This is a genomic window from Aminobacter ciceronei, assembly GCF_014138625.1.
In the GTDB taxonomy this organism is placed as follows: Bacteria; Pseudomonadota; Alphaproteobacteria; order Rhizobiales; family Rhizobiaceae; genus Aminobacter; species Aminobacter ciceronei.
Map to the genome: position 1 here is coordinate 128,084 of NZ_JACJHY010000008.1, position 16,435 is coordinate 144,518.

The following is a 16,435-nucleotide window of genomic DNA, read 5'->3' on the forward strand; positions in this document are numbered from 1 at the left end:
GCGGCGGCCATGATCGAAAGGATCGACGGCCACTGCCACTACTGGGCGCTCCAGCGCGGCGACTACGGTTGGCTGACGCCTGACGCCACCCATCTCGCCCCGATCTACCATGACTTCGGCGCAGCCGAGATGCGCCCGCTGGCGGAAGTCGCCGGCATCGCCAAACGCATCCTGGTCCAGGCAGCCCCGACGGAAGCCGAGACGCAGTTCCTGCTCGACCAGGGCCGCGACGACAAGGCTGTTGCCGGCGTCGTCGGCTGGGTCGACCTGTCCTCCACCGAAAGCGTTGCCACGCTCGATCGCTTCGCTGCCGATCCCCTGTTCAAGGGCGTCCGGCCGATGTTGCAGGATCTCGACGATCCCGACTGGATCGCCACCCGCCCGCACCTGGACGCTATCGCAGCACTCAAGCGGCTCGGCCTGCGTTTCGACGCGCTCGTGATGCCGCAGCATCTTCAGGCGCTCGGGCGTTTCGTCGAGGCACATCCCGAGCTCCCCGTCGTCATCGACCATGCTGCCAAGCCCGCCTTCGCCGCTTCTGCCGACGATCCGCGCCATGGCATGTGGCGGTTCGGCATGGCCGAGCTGTCGGGGCACACGCAGGTCTATTGCAAGCTGTCTGGCCTGCTCACCGAATTGCCCGCGGAGCGCCGCGCGACGTCCAAGGCCGCGGCTGAAGCGCTGCACCCGGCGATCTGCAGCCTGCTCGACTGGTTTGGGCCGGATCGCCTGATCTGGGGGTCGGACTGGCCGGTGCTGACACTGGCCAACCCCTTCGCCTTCTGGGACGAGGTCACGGGCCGCCTGCTTGACGGCCTTGGCCAACGCGAGCGCATGGCGATCCTGGGCGGCACAGCCGCCCGCTTCTACGGCATCGAAGGAGGTCGCGCATGACCGCTCTCGTCGTCATGAAGGACATCGGCAAGTCGTTCCCCGGCGTGCGCGCCCTGCACAATGCCCAACTCGAGCTGCTGTCAGGCGAAGTGCATGCCCTGATGGGGGAGAACGGCGCCGGCAAGTCGACGCTGATGAAGATCCTTGCCGGCATCTACCGCCGCGATGCGGGTGAAATCCTGCTCGACGGCAAGCCGGTCGAGATCAACTCGCCGCGCCAGGCCCAGGATCTCGGCATCGGCATCATCCATCAGGAGCTCAATCTGATGCCGCATCTGACAGCGGCGCAGAACATCTTCATCGGCCGCGAGCCACGCAAGGCCGGCGGCCTGCTGCTCGACGAGGCGAAACTCAACGCTGATACCGCCGAGATCTTTGCCTCGATGCATCTAAAGCTCGACCCGCGCACCCCGGTCGGCGGGCTGACCATCGCACGCCAGCAGATGGTCGAGATCGCCAAGGCGCTGTCCTATCGCTCGCGCGTGCTGATCATGGACGAGCCGACAGCGGCCCTCAACGACGCCGAGATCGCGGAGCTCTTCGCCATCATCGCCAGGCTGAAGGCCGAGGGTGTCGGCATCGTCTACATCTCGCACAAGATGGACGAGCTGAAGCGCATCGCCGACCGCGTCACCATCATGCGCGACAGCGAATATATCGGCACGGTGCCGGCTGCCGAGACGCCAGTCGAGAAGATCATCTCGATGATGGTCGGCCGCACATTGACCGACGATCGGCCGGACATTCCCGACCACAGCAAGTCCGAGACCGTGCTGGAGGTCAAGAACCTCAATCGCGGTACGGTCATCCGCGACGTCAGCCTTTCTGTCCGCAAGGGCGAAATCCTCGGTTTCGCCGGCTTGATGGGCGCCGGCCGCACCGAGGTGGCGCGTGCCATCTTCGGCGCCGACCGTCGCGACGGCGGCGACATCTTCATGCATGGCAAAAAGGTCGACATCCGTATCCCGCAAGACGCCGTGCGTGCCGGCATCGGCTACCTCTCCGAGGACCGCAAGCATTTCGGCCTCGCCACCGGCATGGACGTACGCAACAACGTCGTGCTGGCCAGCCTTGCGCGCTTCGCCGGCCCGGCCGGGTTGCTCAGGGAAGGCGCCATGCACGATGTCGCCGCCCGCTACATCGACCAGTTGGCGATCAAGACCCCGTCGGACCGGCAGGAAGTGCGCCTGCTGTCGGGCGGCAACCAGCAGAAGATCGTCATCGCCAAATGGCTGCTGCGCGAGTGCGAGGTGCTGATCTTCGACGAGCCGACGCGTGGCATCGACGTCGGCGCCAAGAACGAAATCTACAAGCTCTTGAATGCGCTGGCCCAGCAGGGCCGCGCCATCATCGTCATCTCCTCCGAACTGCCGGAGGTGCTCCGGCTCAGCCATCGCATCGCGGTGATGTGCGAGGGGCGGCTGACCGGCATCTTGCCCGGCGGCGCCAGCCAGGAGGAGATCATGCATTTGGCGACGCTTCGCGGCGATGCCGCCAACCAGAACAAGCAAAAGACGGCAAAGGGAGAGGCCAAATGAGTGCTGCAGCATCCACGGCGAGCACCTCTGCCGTTTCGCGATTTTCCGGCGCGCAACACCGGCTGCTCGCCTTCGCCAGCCTGATCATCCTTGTCGCGGTGTTCAGCTTTGCCTCGCCCAATTTCATGCAGACGTCCAACATCATCGCCATCCTGCAGGCGACGTCGGTCAACGGCGTGCTGGCGATCGCAGCAACGCTGGTCATCATCACAGGCGGCATCGACCTGTCGGTCGGCACGCTGATGACCTTCTGTGCGGTGATTGCCGGCGTGGTGCTGACCTTCTGGGGCATGCCGCTCGGCCTCGGCGTGCTGGCCGCGATCCTGGCGGGGGCTGCCAGTGGCACGCTGTCCGGAACGTTCGTCGCCAAGCTCAAGATCCCGCCCTTCATCGCCACGCTTGGCATGATGCTGATCCTCAAGGGCCTGTCGCTGGTGATCTCGGGCACGCGCCCGATCTACTTCAACGGCACGCCTGGCTTCACCCAGATCTCGCAAGGCTCATTGATCGGCTCGGTCATCCCGAGCCTTCCGATCCCCAACGGCGTGCTGATCCTGTTCCTGGTCGCCATCGCCACCAGCTTCATCCTCGAGCGCACCATTTTGGGCCGCTTCACCTTTGCGCTCGGCTCCAACGAAGAGGCGGTCAGGCTTTCCGGCGTCAACACCGACCGCTGGAAGATCGCGGTCTATGCGCTGGCCGGCTCGATCTGTGGCATCGCCGGCCTGCTGATCGCCTCGCGGCTCAACTCGGCCCAGCCCGCGCTCGGCCAGGGCTACGAGCTCGATGCGATCGCAGCGGTTGTCATCGGCGGCACCTCGCTGTCGGGCGGCCGCGGCACCATCATCGGCACGCTGATCGGCGCCCTCATCATCTCCGTGCTCGCCAACGGCCTGCGCATCCTCTCGGTCGCCCAGGAATGGCAGACCGTGGTCACCGGCTCGATCATCATTCTCGCCGTCTACACCGACATTCTGCGGCGGCGCAGGCTTTGAGCAAGCTTGCTTCGCGCAGCGCCGGGGTGCTGCGCCAACATCAAGAAGAGAGCGAAAGCGCTCCACCAGCAGAGTTCAACAACCAAGGTTCAATCGGAGGAAACATGTTCACCAGACGCACAGTGATTGGCGCTCTCAGCGCCATGACGATCCTCGGCTACGGCTCGACCATGGCAATGGCCCAGGACAAGATGTACATCCCGCTGATCTCCAAGGGCTTTCAGCACCAGTTCTGGCAAGCGGTGAAAGCCGGCGCCGACAAGGCTGCCGCCGATCTCGGCGTCGAAGTCACCTTCGAAGGCCCTGACTCGGAAACCCAGGTCGACCGTCAGATCGACATGCTGGCCGCAGCGCTTGCCAAAAAACCGGCGGCGATCGGCTTCGCCGCCCTCGACAGCCAGGCGGCTATCCCGCTGCTGCAGCAGGCCAAGGACGCCAAGATCCCGGTCGTCGCCTTCGACTCCGGCGTCGACAGCGACATCCCGGTGGCCACAGCCTCGACCAACAATATTGCGGCGGCGGCCCTCGCCGCCGACAAGATGGCCGAGCTGATCGGCGACGAAGGCAAGGTGGCACTTGTCGTCCATGACCAGACCAGCCGCACCGGCGTCGACCGCCGCGACGGCTTCGTCAACCGCATGAAGGAAGCCCACCCGAAGGTCGAGATCGTCGCCATCGAATATGGCGAGGGCGATCATCTCAAGTCGACCGAAATCACCAAGGCGATCCTGCAGGCCAACCCCGACCTCAAGGGCATGTTCGGTGCCAATGAAGGCTCGGCCATCGGCGTCGTCAACGGCGCCAAGGAGCTCGGCCGCCAGCTGGTGATCATCGGCTACGACTCGGGCGCCCAGCAGAAGGCGGCGATCCGCGACGGCCAGATGGCCGGCGCCATCACCCAGAACCCGGTCGGCATCGGCTACAAGACTGTCGAGGCAGCCGTGAAGGCGGCAAAGGGCGAAGCCGTCGAAAAGAACATCGACACCGGCTTCTACTACTACGACAAGTCGAACATCGATCAGCCCGAAATCGCAGCGGTGCTGTACGACTGATCCTGGGCAACTCTACCGGAGGCGGTCCGCCGCCTCCGGCTTTTTCCAATCAAGGTGACATCAGATGAAACTGCTCCGCTACGGCCCCAAGGGCAACGAGAAGCCCGGCATCCTCGACAGATCAGGCCGCGTCCGCGATCTCTCGCGCCACGTCGACGACATCGCCGGCGACGTTCTGACGCCCGAAGGCCTCGCCCGCCTGCGCACCCTCGATATCGAGACGCTGCCGCTGGTAGCCGGCACGCCTCAGCAGGATCTGCGCCTCGGCGCCTGCGTCGGCCGCATCGGCAAGTTCATCTGCATCGGCCTCAACTATGCCGACCATGCCGCCGAAACCGGTGCAGCCATCCCCCCCGAACCGATCGTCTTCAACAAGTGGACCTCGGCTATCGTCGGTCCCGACGACGACGTCGAAATCCCGCGCAATTCGGTCAAGACCGATTGGGAGGTCGAGCTTGGCGTCGTCATCGGCAAGCCCGGCCGCTACATCGACGAGGCCGACGCCATGTCCCACGTTGCCGGCTATTGCGTCATCAACGACGTTTCCGAACGCGAATTCCAGACCGAGCGCGGCGGCACCTGGGACAAGGGCAAGGGTTGCGACACCTTCGGCCCGACCGGCCCCTGGATGGTGACCGCTGACGAGATCGCCGACCCGCAGAACCTCAAGATGTGGCTCGATGTCGATGACAAGCGCTTCCAGGACGGCTCGACCAAAACGATGATCTTCTCGGTGCAGCAGGTCGTATCCTACCTCAGCCGCTTCATGAGCCTGCAGTCCGGCGACGTCATCTCGACCGGCACCCCGCCCGGCGTCGGCCTTGGCCAGAAACCTCCTGTCTATCTCAAAGCAGGCCAGACGATGACTCTTGGCATCGAAGGCCTGGGCAGCCAGAGGCAGCGCGTTATCGCTGCCTGACCCCTTTGGAGCGGGAGGCGTCTCCCAGGCAATCCTTCCGCTCTCGTTTCAGCCGCACGAACTTGCCCTCGAGGCTCCCAGCCTTTCGGGATCGTGCCCAGAGGACCCACACCATGACCAGAATCATCGACATGCGGGTGCTCGACCTGCGTTTCCCGACGTCGCAGCATCTCGACGGTTCCGACGCGATGAACCCGGACCCCGACTATTCGGCGGCCTATGTCATCCTGAAGACCGACACGGCAGGGATCGAGGGTCATGGTCTGACCTTCACCATCGGCCGCGGCAACGAGATCTGCTGCGCGGCGCTCGAGGCGATGCGCCATCTGGTCGTCGGCCTGGAGATGGACAAGGTGGCCGCTGACATGGGCGCCTTCTGGCGGCACGTGACGTCGGACAGCCAGTTGCGCTGGATCGGCCCGGACAAGGGCGCGATCCATCTGGCCACCGGCGCCGTCGTCAACGCCGTCTGGGATATCTGGGCGAAGATGGTTGGCAAGCCGGTGTGGAAGCTGGTCGCCGACATGTCGCCGGAAGAACTCGTGCGCTGCATCGACTTCCGCTACATCACCGACTGCATCACGCCCGAGGAAGCGCTCGCCATGCTGCGCGAAAAAGAGCCGGGCAAGGCCGAGCGGATCGCGACCCTCGAGCGCGAGGGATATCCCTGCTACACCACCTCGGCCGGCTGGCTCGGTTATGGCGACGAGAAGCTGCGCCGGCTGTGCCAGGAAGCGGTCGACGCCGGCTTCAACCACGTCAAGCTCAAGGTCGGCCGCGACAAGGCCGACGATATCAGGCGCCTGCGCATCGCGCGTGAGGTGCTCGGCCCAGACCGCCAGCTGATGATCGACGCCAACCAGGTCTGGGAAGTCGGCCAGGCCATCGACTGGGTACACGACCTCGCCTTTGCCAAGCCGTGGTTCATCGAAGAGCCGACCAATCCCGACGACGTCGAGGGCCATCGCAAGATCCGCGAGGGCGTCGCCCCGGTCCAGGTCGCCACCGGCGAGATGTGCCAGAACCGCATCATGTTCAAGCAGTTCATCATGCGCGGCGCCATCGACGTGGTGCAGATCGACTCCTGCCGCCTCGGCGGCGTCAACGAAATCCTCGCCGTGCTGTTGATGGCGGCGAAATACAATCTGCTCGTCTGCCCACACGCCGGCGGTGTCGGCCTGTGCGAATATGTCCAGCACCTGTCGATGATCGACTACGTCTCAATCGCCGGAACCCGCGAGGGCCGTGTCGTCGAATATGTCGACCACCTGCATGAGCACTTCAAGGAACCCTGCGTGGTGCAGCACGCCGCTTACATGCCCCCGTCCGCGCCCGGCTTCTCCATCGAGATGAAGCCCGCGACGCTCGAAGACTTCCAGTTCCGCGGTTGAGGGAAACGACAATGGACCTCGGGCTGAAGGACAAGATCGTCATCGTCACCGGCGGCGGTGCCGGCATCGGCGGCGCGGTCACACTCGGTCTCGCTGCCGAAGGCGCCATTCCGGTCATCTTCGGCCGCAGCCCACTGGCCGAGGATTTCGCCGCGAAGCTCAAGGCCGTTTCGCCGCGCTCGCTGTTCGTCCAGGTCGAGCTGATGCACGATCCCGAGATCGGCGCAGCTGTCGAGCAGGTGGCAAGAACCTTCGGCCGCATCGACGGGCTGGTCAACAATGCCGGCATCAATGACGGCATCGATCTCGAGGCCGGTTCGGATGCTTTCCGCGAGTCGCTCGAACGCAACCTGATCCACTACTACACCACCGCCCATCACTGCCTGCCGTGGCTGAGAAAATCGCGCGGCGCGATCGTCAACGTCTCGTCCAAGACCGCACTCACCGGCCAGGGCAGCACCAGCGGCTACACCGCCGCCAAGGGCGCCCAGCTGTCACTCACCCGTGAATGGGCCGCCGCCCTGCGCGGCGATGGCATCCGCGTCAACGCGGTCATCCCGGCCGAGGTGATGACGCCGCTCTACGAAAAGTGGCTGAAGACATTCGATGATCCGGAAGCACGGCTGGAAGAAATCACCCGACGCATCCCGCTCGGGCAGCGCATGACGACGTCGGAAGAGATCGCCGACACCATCATCTTCCTGCTCTCCGACAAGGCCAGCCACACCACCGGCCAGTGGCTGTTCGTCGACGGCGGCTATACCCATCTCGACCGCGCATTGGACTGAACGCGGCTAAAGCACCGGCCCGAGCATGGCGATGGCGTTGTTCCAGATCTGGCGCGGCCGGCTCCACTTGGCGACCATGCGGTCGCTGATGGGGATGGACGACTCGATATAGCTCTGCTGCCGCTTCCGCACCTCGCCGGTAACGCGTGCGTCGTGCAGCAGGATATTGTTCTCGAAATTCAGCTCGAAGCTGCGCCGGTCGAGATTGGCCGAACCGATCAGCGTCACCTCGCCATCGACCGTCAGCGTTTTCGCGTGCAGTAGGCCGCCTTCATATTCGTGGATGTTCACGCCGGCATCGAGCAGTTCGCGATAGTAGCTGCGGCTTGCCGCCGCGACGATCCAGGAATCGTTGCGCCGGGGAAGGACGATGGTCGTTTCGACGCCGCGGTGGCCGCAAGCGCACAGCGCCGCCTGCAGCGGCTCGTCCGGCACGTAATAGGGTGTCGAAATGACGAGCTCGCGCCGTGCGGCGTTCATCAGCGCGATGAACATTTCGGGCATCGCCGAATAGCGCACGGCAGCACCCGTGCCGATGACCTGCGCCGTAAAGCCGGGTTGCGCCGACGGCGGCGGCTGGCGCATCAGCGGGCTCAGGTCCTCCTTGACCTGCGCCATCCAGTCGCTGGCAAACAGATGCTGGTTCTGAAGCACGACCGGGCCCTCGAAACGCATCATCACGTCAACCCAGGGCGCGTACTTCGCCTTGATGGCAAAGGCCGGATCGGCGCAGTTCTGGCTGCCGCAATAGGTGGTCTTGTTGTCGATGACGACGATCTTGCGGTGGTTGCGCATGTCGACCCGCCCCTTGAGCGGGCGCAGCAGCGCGATCCCTACCGGCAGGGCGCGCGCCAGCCTGACCTTGGCTGAAGCCATCTCGCGCCAGTGCGGCGACCGGATCAACCGGCGCGAGCCGATGTCGTCGACCATCACCCGGCACGTCACGCCGCGCATCGCCGCGCGCTTGACCGCCTCGACCATCTTCACGCCGTTGCTATCGGGCAACCAGATGTAGAATAGCAGGTGCACATGATCGGTGGCCGCATCGATGTCGGCGATGATCGCATCGATGGCAGCATCGGAACCGGGCATGAGGTGAGCCCGGTTTGCACCGACCGGCGCATAATTGCTGATCGATTCGCCGACACGAAACAGCGGCGCGTAGGGCTCCGGGACGCTTGGCTGCTCGCGCCCGTCGAGATCGGTCGTGTTGATCGTGGCAAGCGAGGGCAAGTGCTGGAGCGCGTCGCGCAGCCGGGCGATACGGCGGCTGCCGACATTGGTATCACCGAACAGGATGTACGCGACAACGCCGACCACCGGCGCAACGACGATGACCACGATCCAGGCCAGCCGCGAGGCCGGCTCGCGATGCGGGCGCAGCAGCGCCCGCACGAGATAGACGATCTGCAGGCAGATGGTCAGGTTGACCAGGGCCCAACCGAAATAGGCGGAAGCGCTCATGCTTGGGGTGGCCCTCCAGACAGTAGGTTCAACCGATAACAGATAATTCGATGCGGGAGCCATAACCCTTGCTCTCGGGGAGAGCGACGGAAGGCCCGGAAACGCCGGCAGGCAATTTGTTGCCAAGGCGCTCATGCCGTGCAATGTGCAATGCCAAGAGCGCCAGCCCCGCTCAGCCAATTGCCGGGGGAGTTGTCAGTGCACAAGAAGGTGGACGGGCTGTCGTTCGAGACGTCAGCGTCTGATTTGACGCTGCGCGGGCTTTCGCTCAGCGAGCTTGCACCCGAGCCGGTGACCTACCCGCTCGTCTCCTTCATCATCCGAAACTGGAACTACGCCCGCTTCGTCGGATCGGCGATCCGCTCGGTTCGCCATCAGACCTATCCCAATTTCGAAGCCATCGTCGTCGACAATGGCTCGACCGATGACAGTCGACGCGAGATAGAAGCGGCGATCGGGGACGACCCGCGGTTTCGCACGATCTGGCTCGACGAAAACCTCGGCGCACTCGCAGGGGCATTGAAAGGCCTGGATGTCGCACGCGGCGATTTCGTCACCTTCGTCGATTCCGACGATTATCTGCTTGCCGACTTTACCGCCATGCATGTCCAGACGCATCTGGCGCTGCCACGGAGCGTCGCCTTCACATCGAGCGCGGTGATCGAGATCGATGCGACTGGCGCAGCATTGGGAACCGGTCTCAGGGGATCGCAGCCCGACACGCGTAAGGGCAGTCTGCGGCGCTCCTTCCTGGTCGTCCGTTTGTCTGAGGTTTCCGGTCCGCAGTTCGACCAGCTCGACGACAGCGTCGTTGCCCATCCACCCACCGAAAACGGCTGGCTGTGGTCGCCGGGCACATCAAACATGTTCCGCCGTTTCCTGCTCGAAACCATCCGCCCGCGCGCCAAATCAGACGTCATGTTCGGGCTTTCGGTCGACGGCCATTTCTGCCGGCTCGCCCATGTATTTGCCGGATCGGCCACGATCGCCATGCCGCTGTCGGCCTATCGGCTGCACGGCAACAACTTCTTTGCCGGCAATCCGACCCTGGACGGGGCCGTGAACGTCTCCGGCCCCGCCAGGAGATTTTTCCCCGCGCGCCGCCGCGAAGCGATGCGTGTTCTCGTCGAAGACGCGGCGTCGCTTTCGGCGAGCATGGGGGCATGGCGCTTCTGGTCCGCGATTGCCCAGGTTCTCGACAGCGACGGCGTCACTTCGGTTCAGGTCTTCGAAGCGCCCGAAGCCCAGGCCATCATCGTTGAGAACCTGCCTGCGCTGTTCGCGACCTTCGGCAAGTGGGACACCTTGCGCAAGCTGCGGCAGCTGATGTCGAGAAGCGCATTGAAGGCTATTCTCCGCGCCGCCGGCCTGAGCCCCGCTGCCTATGCACCGCGCATGGTCGGCATCGAGCTGTCGATGCTCGAAGCCAGGCTGAGGCGCAAGCGTCGCGCCAAAGCTGCACGGCGGAATCCAAGACCCTAAGGACGCCGTCCCGTGAAAGCGTGGCGGCCAATCTCAAGCGGGCACCGGAAACAAGACCCCGCAACCTGTCGGCAACAGTCCAAGCACGCGTTCCATGGCGCAAGGGATCGGCGCGATGATCGGCGTGTCGAACGTCGGCTGCAGTTGTTCGGCCGCCTGGCCGAGCGGGCCGCCGCCGATGATGACGGCCTCCGCTCCATCCAGCTCGATGCATTCGCGTACAGCCTCGGCCAGCGACTGCCCGAGAAGTTTTTCGTCGCCGGCAAGCGCGATCGGATCACCCGCCGTGCAGCGGATGCCAGCATAGAGATGGTCGAGGCCAAGGTCACGGGCACGACCCGCAATCGCCTCGACAAGATCCGGCGTCGTCGTCGCGACGCCGAACCGCCGCCCGTCGCGCGCGGCCTCGATCATCGAGGCCTCGCAGATGCCGACGACTGGCACGTCGACCCGTTCCCTCAGTGCCGCCAGTCCAGGATCGCCAAAGGCGCTGACGATGATGCCCCGGCAGTCCTGGCCATGGCTGGACCCGATCTCGATGACCTGGTCGGCCGCAGCTTCAAGCTGCGGGCCGTTGACAATCATCGGCGGGTTGCGGGTAGCCGTGGCAATCGCCACGGCTACCCGTCCTGCTGCAGTCTTGCGCGCGATGGCATGCATCATGTCGCTGGTTGCCTGCGAGCTGTTGGGATTGATCAACAGGATATGTGACGTCATGCTCATCGTTACGCTCTTGCTTGCGCCTGCCGGGTCGACACTTCGGGTGTCTCGACCTCGGCCGGCTGGGTCAGGTCTTCCATCGACATGCCATAGGTTTCGGGGCCCATCTGGATGCAGAAGGCACTCGCGCTTCGTCAAACGGCTGGGTTATGACAACTACGAAGAAGCCCGGCGCCATGCGCGCGAGGAAAAGCAGACCGGCTCGCGCCTGTTCCTGACGACCTCGACGGATACTGCCGGGGTGCAATCGCTGGGCGCCCATATCGCTCAAGGCATCGCCAACATCGAAGGCACCTTCGCCACCATCACCTACAGCCAGATCGACGCCGCCGTCGAAGCGATGCTGGCCAGCCGCAAGATCTGGGTGCTCGGCTTCCGCAGCAGCCACCCTTTCGCCGACTACTTCCAGTGGCAGATAACGCAGGTGGTGGAAAACATCGTCGCCATACCGGGTGGCGGGCAGACGCTGGGCGAACATCTCGTCAGCGTCGGCAAGGACGACGTTGCAGTGGTATTCGGGTTGCGCCGCCGCATCGCGCGCATGGAAATGGTGCTGTCGGCGATCGAGAAAAGCGGCGCGAAACTGCTCTACATCACCGACGAAGGGGTGGCCCACCGCCCGGGTGCGGCCTGGCATTTCCGTTGCCAGACACTCGCCCCGGGCCCGCTGTTCAACCACGTCTCGGCGATGGCGATCTGCCACCTGCTCGCCACCCGCGCCATCGAACGGTCGGGCGCTGCGGGCCGGACCCGCCTCAGGGGCATCGAGACCATCGGCGACGCGCTTGAGGAACTGTAGTCTTCAGCCTGCCGGCATGCGGTCGCGTACATGCCGGAGGAACAACGACAGAAGTTCGGCCTGGGTGGAGATGGCAAGCCTCTCATAAGCATGCTTGCGATGGGTCTTGACCGTGGCGCGCGAGATGTCGAGGTGAGCCGCGATCGAATCCGAAGAATGCCCGCGCAGCACCAGCACCACCACCTCGCGCTCGCGGTTGGTCAACAGCTCGGCGCCGAAGCTTTCATAGGCCGCCTCCGCCCAACCGGCATCGATGGAATGCCGCTTGGCCGTATGCCGCGCCTTGATGCGTTGCCAGTGCTGGCGAAAGCTCGTCTCGATCAGCGGCAACAGGCCGTTGAGCCTCTCGACAGCCGCGTCGTCGAAGCTCCCGGGCCGGGCGCTGTAGATGCCGATCTCCGTCGTCTCGCCATCGTCGAGGGTCACTGCGATGTCGATCTCCTCGAGCCCGCGCGGCCAGTCGCGGGTGACGTAGCCGATCTCCTCCGTCTCCGCGATGATGATTTCATAGGAGCGGTAGACCTCGCTCTGCAGATAGTGGTCGGGCGCGAGATCGCGGACGCGGTAGACGCCCGAAGCGATTCCCTTGAGATGGCTCTGGTAGAACGGATTGAGGATATAGGTCTGCGCCAGATATTGCTTCAGCCCGTTGCGCGCCCGCTCGCCCTTGAAGTCGTCATGGATATGCAGCGGCGGGCGGCTGCCGCGATAGACGACGATGGCTATCATGTCGAAGGCGACGTGGCTGCGGATCCAGGCGGCCAGGACCGACGGAAACCGCGGCGCGCCGATGGCGCCGACCAGTTCCGCCACGTCGCGATAGTCGTCCTGCGGCATACGCTTGCTGCGTCCCCTTATGTACCGGCAACCTCCTCCCCTGGGAGGATGGCTTGCCGTGGCGATCCTGACTAACACTGCTCACCGACACAGTGGCATGCCGTGGCACGGGAGAGCGCGAAGATGAACTACGCCAGGATGGTAATCGAAAAGGAAGCGCCGGAGGAATATGGCTACGACCGTATTCGCTACAATCTCTCGGAGAGCTCGATTGCCGACCAGAAGCTGTCCGAGATCGGCCTGTCTCTGCCCGACCTGACGCTGTTCTACGGTGAACATCGCGGCGACAAGGCCTTGCGCGAGTTGATCGCCGGCCAGGATGCCGGGCTCTCTCCCGACCATGTGCTGGTCACCGCCGGTGCTGCCGGCGCGCTGTTCATCATCGCCACCAGCCTGCTGTCGGACAAGGATCACCTCGTGGTGGTGCGGCCCAACTACGCCACCAATATCGAGACGCCTCGCGCCATCGGCTGCGCCATCAGCTACATCGACCTCGACTTCGACAACGGCTTCGCCGTCGATCTTGCCGAAGTGGCGGCTGCCCTGCGGCCCAACACGCGCTACATCAGTGTCACCTGCCCGCACAACCCGACCGGCACCATCATGAGCCGCGCCGACCTCGACGGGCTGATCGCCCTTGCCGAGCGCCACGGCTGTTACCTGCTGGTCGACGAGACCTATCGCGACCTGAGCTACGGCCAGCGCCTGCCCGCCGTCGCCTCGCTCAGCCCGCGCACCATCAGCGTCTCGTCGCTGTCCAAGGCCTATGGCATCCCCGGCATCCGCATCGGCTGGCTGGTTACCCAGGACGCCGGGCTCTACGAACGGTTTCTCGCTGCCAAGGAGCAGATCGGCATTTGCGGCAGCGTCATCGACGAGGCGATCGCACGTGCCATGCTGGAACGCCGCGACGAGTTCCTCGGCGCGCTGATGCCCGAGATGAAGGCGCGGCGCGACATCGTCCAGCAATGGATCGACCGTGAGCCGCTTGTCGACTGGGTCCGGCCGCAAGGCGGCGTCGTCGGCTTCCCCCGGATCGATGTCGGTCCCGATTTCGACCTCGACCGCTTCTACAGCGGCCTGCTCGAAAAGCACGGTGCTTATGTCGGCCCCGGCCATTGGTTCGAAATGCCCAAGACCTATTTCCGCGTCGGTTTCGGTTGGCCGACAACAGCGCAACTCAGGGGCGGGCTCGAAGCCATCTCCGCCGCCCTGCGCGAGCAGAATTGAGCGACATCCTGGTCACGGGATGACGACGGCACCGAAAGTTGCCGAAGCACCTGCATTTCCATCGCGCGGCTGCGGTCAGCATCACGTTCGCGGACGATGGCGACAGGTTGGCTTCGGCATCGACGAGGCCGCGATCGAGGCCCGCCGACACCAATCAGACATCGGTACTCGTCGGTGGACGCCACGCTCGGGGCATATTATGCCGTGGTGCATGCGCGCTCGAGCGTCGACGCCGTCCTTGCCTGGCAAGAGCCAGTTCGAAAACGCAGGATGAAACGGCCGCTGGCGCGAAAACAGAAAACAATACCGGGCCATGCCCGGCGAGGAGACATCGAGATGCATTGCCGGATCATTGGCGCACCCATTCAGGAAGGCACCGACCGTAGGGGCTGCGACATGGGACCAAGCTCGCTCCGGACCGCAGGCCTTGTCGAGGCGCTTGTCGAACTTGGCCATTCCGTTGCCGACATGGGGCAAGTCGTGCCAGTGCCGGGGCCGGCGCTGGAGCACCCGAACAAGGCGCTGAAAGCCCTGCCCGCGATCGCGGCCTGGACGGCGGCCCTGGCCGAGGCGGCCTACCAGATCAGCGCCGACGCCATGCCGATCTTCCTCGGCGGCGATCACAGCATGTCGGCAGGCACCGTCAGCGGCATTGCCCGGCGCGCGGGCGAACTCGGCAAGCCGCTGTTCGTGCTCTGGCTCGACGCCCATCCGGATTTCCACACGCTCGACACCACCACCAGCGGCAATTTGCACGGCGTGCCGCTTGCCTATGCCAGCGGCCTGTCCGGTTTCCAGGGCTATTTTCCCAAGCTTCAGGCCAATGTCAGCCCCGAGCGCATCTGCGCGCTGGGCATTCGCAGCGTCGACCCGGCCGAGCGTGTCGCGCTTGCCGAGGCGGGCGTCACCGTCCACGACATGCGCGCCATCGACGAGCATGGCATCGCGCCACTGCTGCGCGCCTTCCTGGAGCGTGTGGCGGCCGAAGGCGGCATGCTGCATGTCAGCTTCGACGTCGACTTCCTCGATCCGGCGATCGCGCCCGCCGTCGGCACCACAGTGCCCGGTGGCGCGACCTTCCGCGAGGCACATCTGGTGATGGAAATGCTGCATGACAGCGGCCTGGTCACCAGCCTCGACCTTGTCGAACTGAACCCCTTCCTCGACGAACGCGGCCGCACCGCAACGCTGATGGTCGACCTGACGGCGAGCCTGATGGGCCGCCGCATCATGGACCGTCCGACCAGGAGTTACTGACCATGACCGAAAAACTGAATGTCGTTCCCTTCGTCAGCGTCGACCACATGATGAAGCTTGTGCTGGCGGTCGGCGTCGAGCGTTTCCTGACCGAGATGTCGGCCTACATCGAAGAGGACTTCCTGCGCTGGGAGCAATTCGACAAGACCCCGCGCATCGCCTCGCACAGTCATGACGGCGTCATCGAGCTGATGCCGACGAGTGACGGCCACCTCTACGGCTTCAAATACGTCAACGGCCACCCCAAGAACACCCGCGACGGCCGCCAGACGGTAACCGCATTCGGCGTGCTCGCCGATGTCGGCAACGGCTATCCGATGCTGTTGACCGAGATGACCATCCTGACGGCGCTGCGCACCGCGGCCACCTCGGCGGTGGCAGCCAAATATCTCGCGCCCAAGGGCGCCGACACCATGGCCATCATCGGAAATGGCGCCCAGTCGGAATTCCAGGCCGTGGCGTTCAAGGCGCTGCTTGGCGTCAACAAGCTCAGGCTCTACGACATCGACGCCTCCGCCTCGCAGAAATGCAAGGCGAACCTTGCCGGCATGGGCTTCGACATCGTCATTGCAGACAACGCGCAGGACGCGGTGGAAGGTGCCCAGATCATCACAACCGTCACCGCCGACAAGCAGCTTGCGACCATCCTGACCGACAACATGGTCGGCACCGGCGTTCACATCAACGCGGTCGGCGGCGACTGCCCCGGCAAGACCGAGCTGCACAAGGATATCTTGCTGCGCTCCGACATCTTCGTCGAGTTCCCGCCGCAGACCCGCATCGAGGGCGAGATCCAGCAATTGGCTGCCGATCACCCCGTCATCGAGCTGTGGCAGGTCATGGCAGGCAAGGCGCAGGGCCGCAACTCCAGCGCGCAGGTCACGCTGTTCGACAGTGTCGGCTTTGCCATCGAAGATTTTTCCGCTTTGCGTTACGTCAGGGACAAGCTGATCGACACCGGCCTGTTCGAGGAACTCGACCTTTTGGCCGACCCCGATGAGCCGCGAGACCTGTTCGGCATGCTGTTGCGCGCCGCCAAGGCATCGGCCGTCTAGCTGGGATCGTAACC

At 64.5% G+C, this 16,435-nt stretch carries 14 protein-coding genes and 1 pseudogene; 12 read left to right on the forward strand and 3 right to left on the reverse strand.

The genetic code is table 11. The features are described 5' to 3' along the window. The first annotated feature begins 9 nt into the window (after nucleotides 1-9). The 7 genes from HNQ95_RS10670 to HNQ95_RS10700 all read left to right on the forward strand — a co-directional run bounded on the left by HNQ95_RS10670 (nucleotide 10) and on the right by HNQ95_RS10700 (nucleotide 7,577). A complete protein-coding gene (locus tag HNQ95_RS10670) occupies nucleotides 10-894 on the forward strand; it encodes an amidohydrolase family protein (protein ID WP_182574033.1) in 885 nt (294 codons plus the stop codon). Further along, on the forward strand, nucleotides 891-2,432 hold the full coding sequence (locus HNQ95_RS10675) for a sugar ABC transporter ATP-binding protein (protein ID WP_067955968.1): 1,542 nt from the start codon (nucleotides 891-893) through the stop codon (nucleotides 2,430-2,432). The genes HNQ95_RS10670 and HNQ95_RS10675 overlap by 4 nt, the downstream gene beginning before the upstream one ends. Continuing rightward, nucleotides 2,429-3,427 carry an ABC transporter permease gene (locus HNQ95_RS10680; protein WP_067955967.1) on the forward strand — a complete coding sequence of 333 codons (999 nt, stop codon included), beginning with the start codon at nucleotides 2,429-2,431 and terminating at the stop codon, nucleotides 3,425-3,427. The genes HNQ95_RS10675 and HNQ95_RS10680 overlap by 4 nt, the downstream gene beginning before the upstream one ends. Before the next feature lie 104 nt (nucleotides 3,428-3,531). Continuing rightward, nucleotides 3,532-4,479: an ABC transporter substrate-binding protein gene (locus HNQ95_RS10685; RefSeq protein WP_182574034.1), complete on the forward strand. Its 948-nt coding sequence runs from the start codon at nucleotides 3,532-3,534 to the stop codon at nucleotides 4,477-4,479. A gap of 64 nt (nucleotides 4,480-4,543) precedes the next feature. Further along, nucleotides 4,544-5,398, forward strand: coding sequence for a fumarylacetoacetate hydrolase family protein (locus HNQ95_RS10690; RefSeq protein ID WP_067955966.1), 855 nt, complete (start codon nucleotides 4,544-4,546; stop codon nucleotides 5,396-5,398). Nucleotides 5,399-5,511: 113 nt separating this feature from the next. Continuing rightward, a complete protein-coding gene (locus HNQ95_RS10695) occupies nucleotides 5,512-6,789 on the forward strand; it encodes an L-fuconate dehydratase (protein ID WP_182574035.1) in 1,278 nt (425 codons plus the stop codon). Nucleotides 6,790-6,800: 11 nt separating this feature from the next. Next, entirely contained in the window at nucleotides 6,801-7,577 is a 777-nt protein-coding gene (locus tag HNQ95_RS10700) for an L-fucose dehydrogenase (RefSeq protein WP_067955962.1), read from the forward strand. 6 nt (nucleotides 7,578-7,583) lie between these two features. Here the strand turns inward: HNQ95_RS10700 and cls are convergent, their stop codons facing one another. Next, the gene (gene cls, locus HNQ95_RS10705) at nucleotides 7,584-9,041 is read right to left on the reverse strand and encodes a cardiolipin synthase (protein ID WP_182574036.1); all 1,458 of its coding nucleotides are present in this window, start codon (nucleotides 9,039-9,041) and stop codon (nucleotides 7,584-7,586) included. 198 nt (nucleotides 9,042-9,239) lie between these two features. Here cls and HNQ95_RS10710 point away from each other — a divergent pair, with 198 nt between their 5' ends. Beyond that, complete coding sequence (locus HNQ95_RS10710) at nucleotides 9,240-10,523, forward strand: glycosyltransferase family 2 protein (RefSeq protein WP_182574037.1); 1,284 nt, start codon at nucleotides 9,240-9,242, stop codon at nucleotides 10,521-10,523. Nucleotides 10,524-10,556: 33 nt separating this feature from the next. Here HNQ95_RS10710 and HNQ95_RS10715 read toward each other — a convergent pair whose 3' ends face one another. Continuing rightward, nucleotides 10,557-11,240, reverse strand: coding sequence for an aspartate/glutamate racemase family protein (locus HNQ95_RS10715; protein ID WP_182574063.1), 684 nt, complete (start codon nucleotides 11,238-11,240; stop codon nucleotides 10,557-10,559). Between the two features lie 127 nt (nucleotides 11,241-11,367). Between HNQ95_RS10715 and HNQ95_RS10720 the strand changes: the two are divergent. Continuing rightward, nucleotides 11,368-12,042, forward strand: a pseudogene (locus HNQ95_RS10720) (MurR/RpiR family transcriptional regulator); the annotation flags it as partial. A 3-nt stretch (nucleotides 12,043-12,045) separates the two neighbouring features. Here HNQ95_RS10720 and HNQ95_RS10725 read toward each other — a convergent pair. Further along, nucleotides 12,046-12,879: a helix-turn-helix transcriptional regulator gene (locus HNQ95_RS10725; protein WP_182574038.1), complete on the reverse strand. Its 834-nt coding sequence runs from the start codon at nucleotides 12,877-12,879 to the stop codon at nucleotides 12,046-12,048. Nucleotides 12,880-13,002: 123 nt separating this feature from the next. Here HNQ95_RS10725 and HNQ95_RS10730 point away from each other — a divergent pair, with 123 nt between their 5' ends. The 3 genes from HNQ95_RS10730 to ocd all read left to right on the forward strand — a co-directional run bounded on the left by HNQ95_RS10730 (nucleotide 13,003) and on the right by ocd (nucleotide 16,421). Continuing rightward, nucleotides 13,003-14,109: an aminotransferase class I/II-fold pyridoxal phosphate-dependent enzyme gene (locus tag HNQ95_RS10730; protein WP_182574039.1), complete on the forward strand. Its 1,107-nt coding sequence runs from the start codon at nucleotides 13,003-13,005 to the stop codon at nucleotides 14,107-14,109. A 336-nt stretch (nucleotides 14,110-14,445) separates the two neighbouring features. Next, the gene (rocF, locus tag HNQ95_RS10735; protein WP_182574040.1) at nucleotides 14,446-15,366 is read left to right on the forward strand and encodes an arginase; all 921 of its coding nucleotides are present in this window, start codon (nucleotides 14,446-14,448) and stop codon (nucleotides 15,364-15,366) included. A gap of 2 nt (nucleotides 15,367-15,368) precedes the next feature. Continuing rightward, on the forward strand, nucleotides 15,369-16,421 hold the full coding sequence (gene ocd / locus HNQ95_RS10740; protein ID WP_067955947.1) for an ornithine cyclodeaminase: 1,053 nt from the start codon (nucleotides 15,369-15,371) through the stop codon (nucleotides 16,419-16,421). Nucleotides 16,422-16,435: the final 14 nt, after the last annotated feature.

Excerpts from the sequence above, each read along its gene's own strand:
- HNQ95_RS10685 (WP_182574034.1), top strand. The coding sequence starts at position 3,532 with ATGTTCACCAGACGCACAGTGATTGGCGCTCTCAGCGCCATGACGATC.
- cls (WP_182574036.1), bottom strand. The coding sequence starts at position 9,041 with ATGAGCGCTTCCGCCTATTTCGGTTGGGCCCTGGTCAACCTGACCATC.
- HNQ95_RS10695 (WP_182574035.1), top strand. The coding sequence starts at position 5,512 with ATGACCAGAATCATCGACATGCGGGTGCTCGACCTGCGTTTCCCGACG.
- HNQ95_RS10700 (WP_067955962.1), top strand. The coding sequence starts at position 6,801 with ATGGACCTCGGGCTGAAGGACAAGATCGTCATCGTCACCGGCGGCGGT.
- HNQ95_RS10675 (WP_067955968.1), top strand. The coding sequence starts at position 891 with ATGACCGCTCTCGTCGTCATGAAGGACATCGGCAAGTCGTTCCCCGGC.
- HNQ95_RS10680 (WP_067955967.1), top strand. The coding sequence starts at position 2,429 with ATGAGTGCTGCAGCATCCACGGCGAGCACCTCTGCCGTTTCGCGATTT.
- HNQ95_RS10715 (WP_182574063.1), bottom strand. The coding sequence starts at position 11,240 with ATGACGTCACATATCCTGTTGATCAATCCCAACAGCTCGCAGGCAACC.
- HNQ95_RS10730 (WP_182574039.1), top strand. The coding sequence starts at position 13,003 with ATGAACTACGCCAGGATGGTAATCGAAAAGGAAGCGCCGGAGGAATAT.
- HNQ95_RS10670 (WP_182574033.1), top strand. The coding sequence starts at position 10 with ATGATCGAAAGGATCGACGGCCACTGCCACTACTGGGCGCTCCAGCGC.
- HNQ95_RS10690 (WP_067955966.1), top strand. The coding sequence starts at position 4,544 with ATGAAACTGCTCCGCTACGGCCCCAAGGGCAACGAGAAGCCCGGCATC.
- ocd (WP_067955947.1), top strand. The coding sequence starts at position 15,369 with ATGACCGAAAAACTGAATGTCGTTCCCTTCGTCAGCGTCGACCACATG.
- rocF (WP_182574040.1), top strand. The coding sequence starts at position 14,446 with ATGCATTGCCGGATCATTGGCGCACCCATTCAGGAAGGCACCGACCGT.
- HNQ95_RS10725 (WP_182574038.1), bottom strand. The coding sequence starts at position 12,879 with ATGCCGCAGGACGACTATCGCGACGTGGCGGAACTGGTCGGCGCCATC.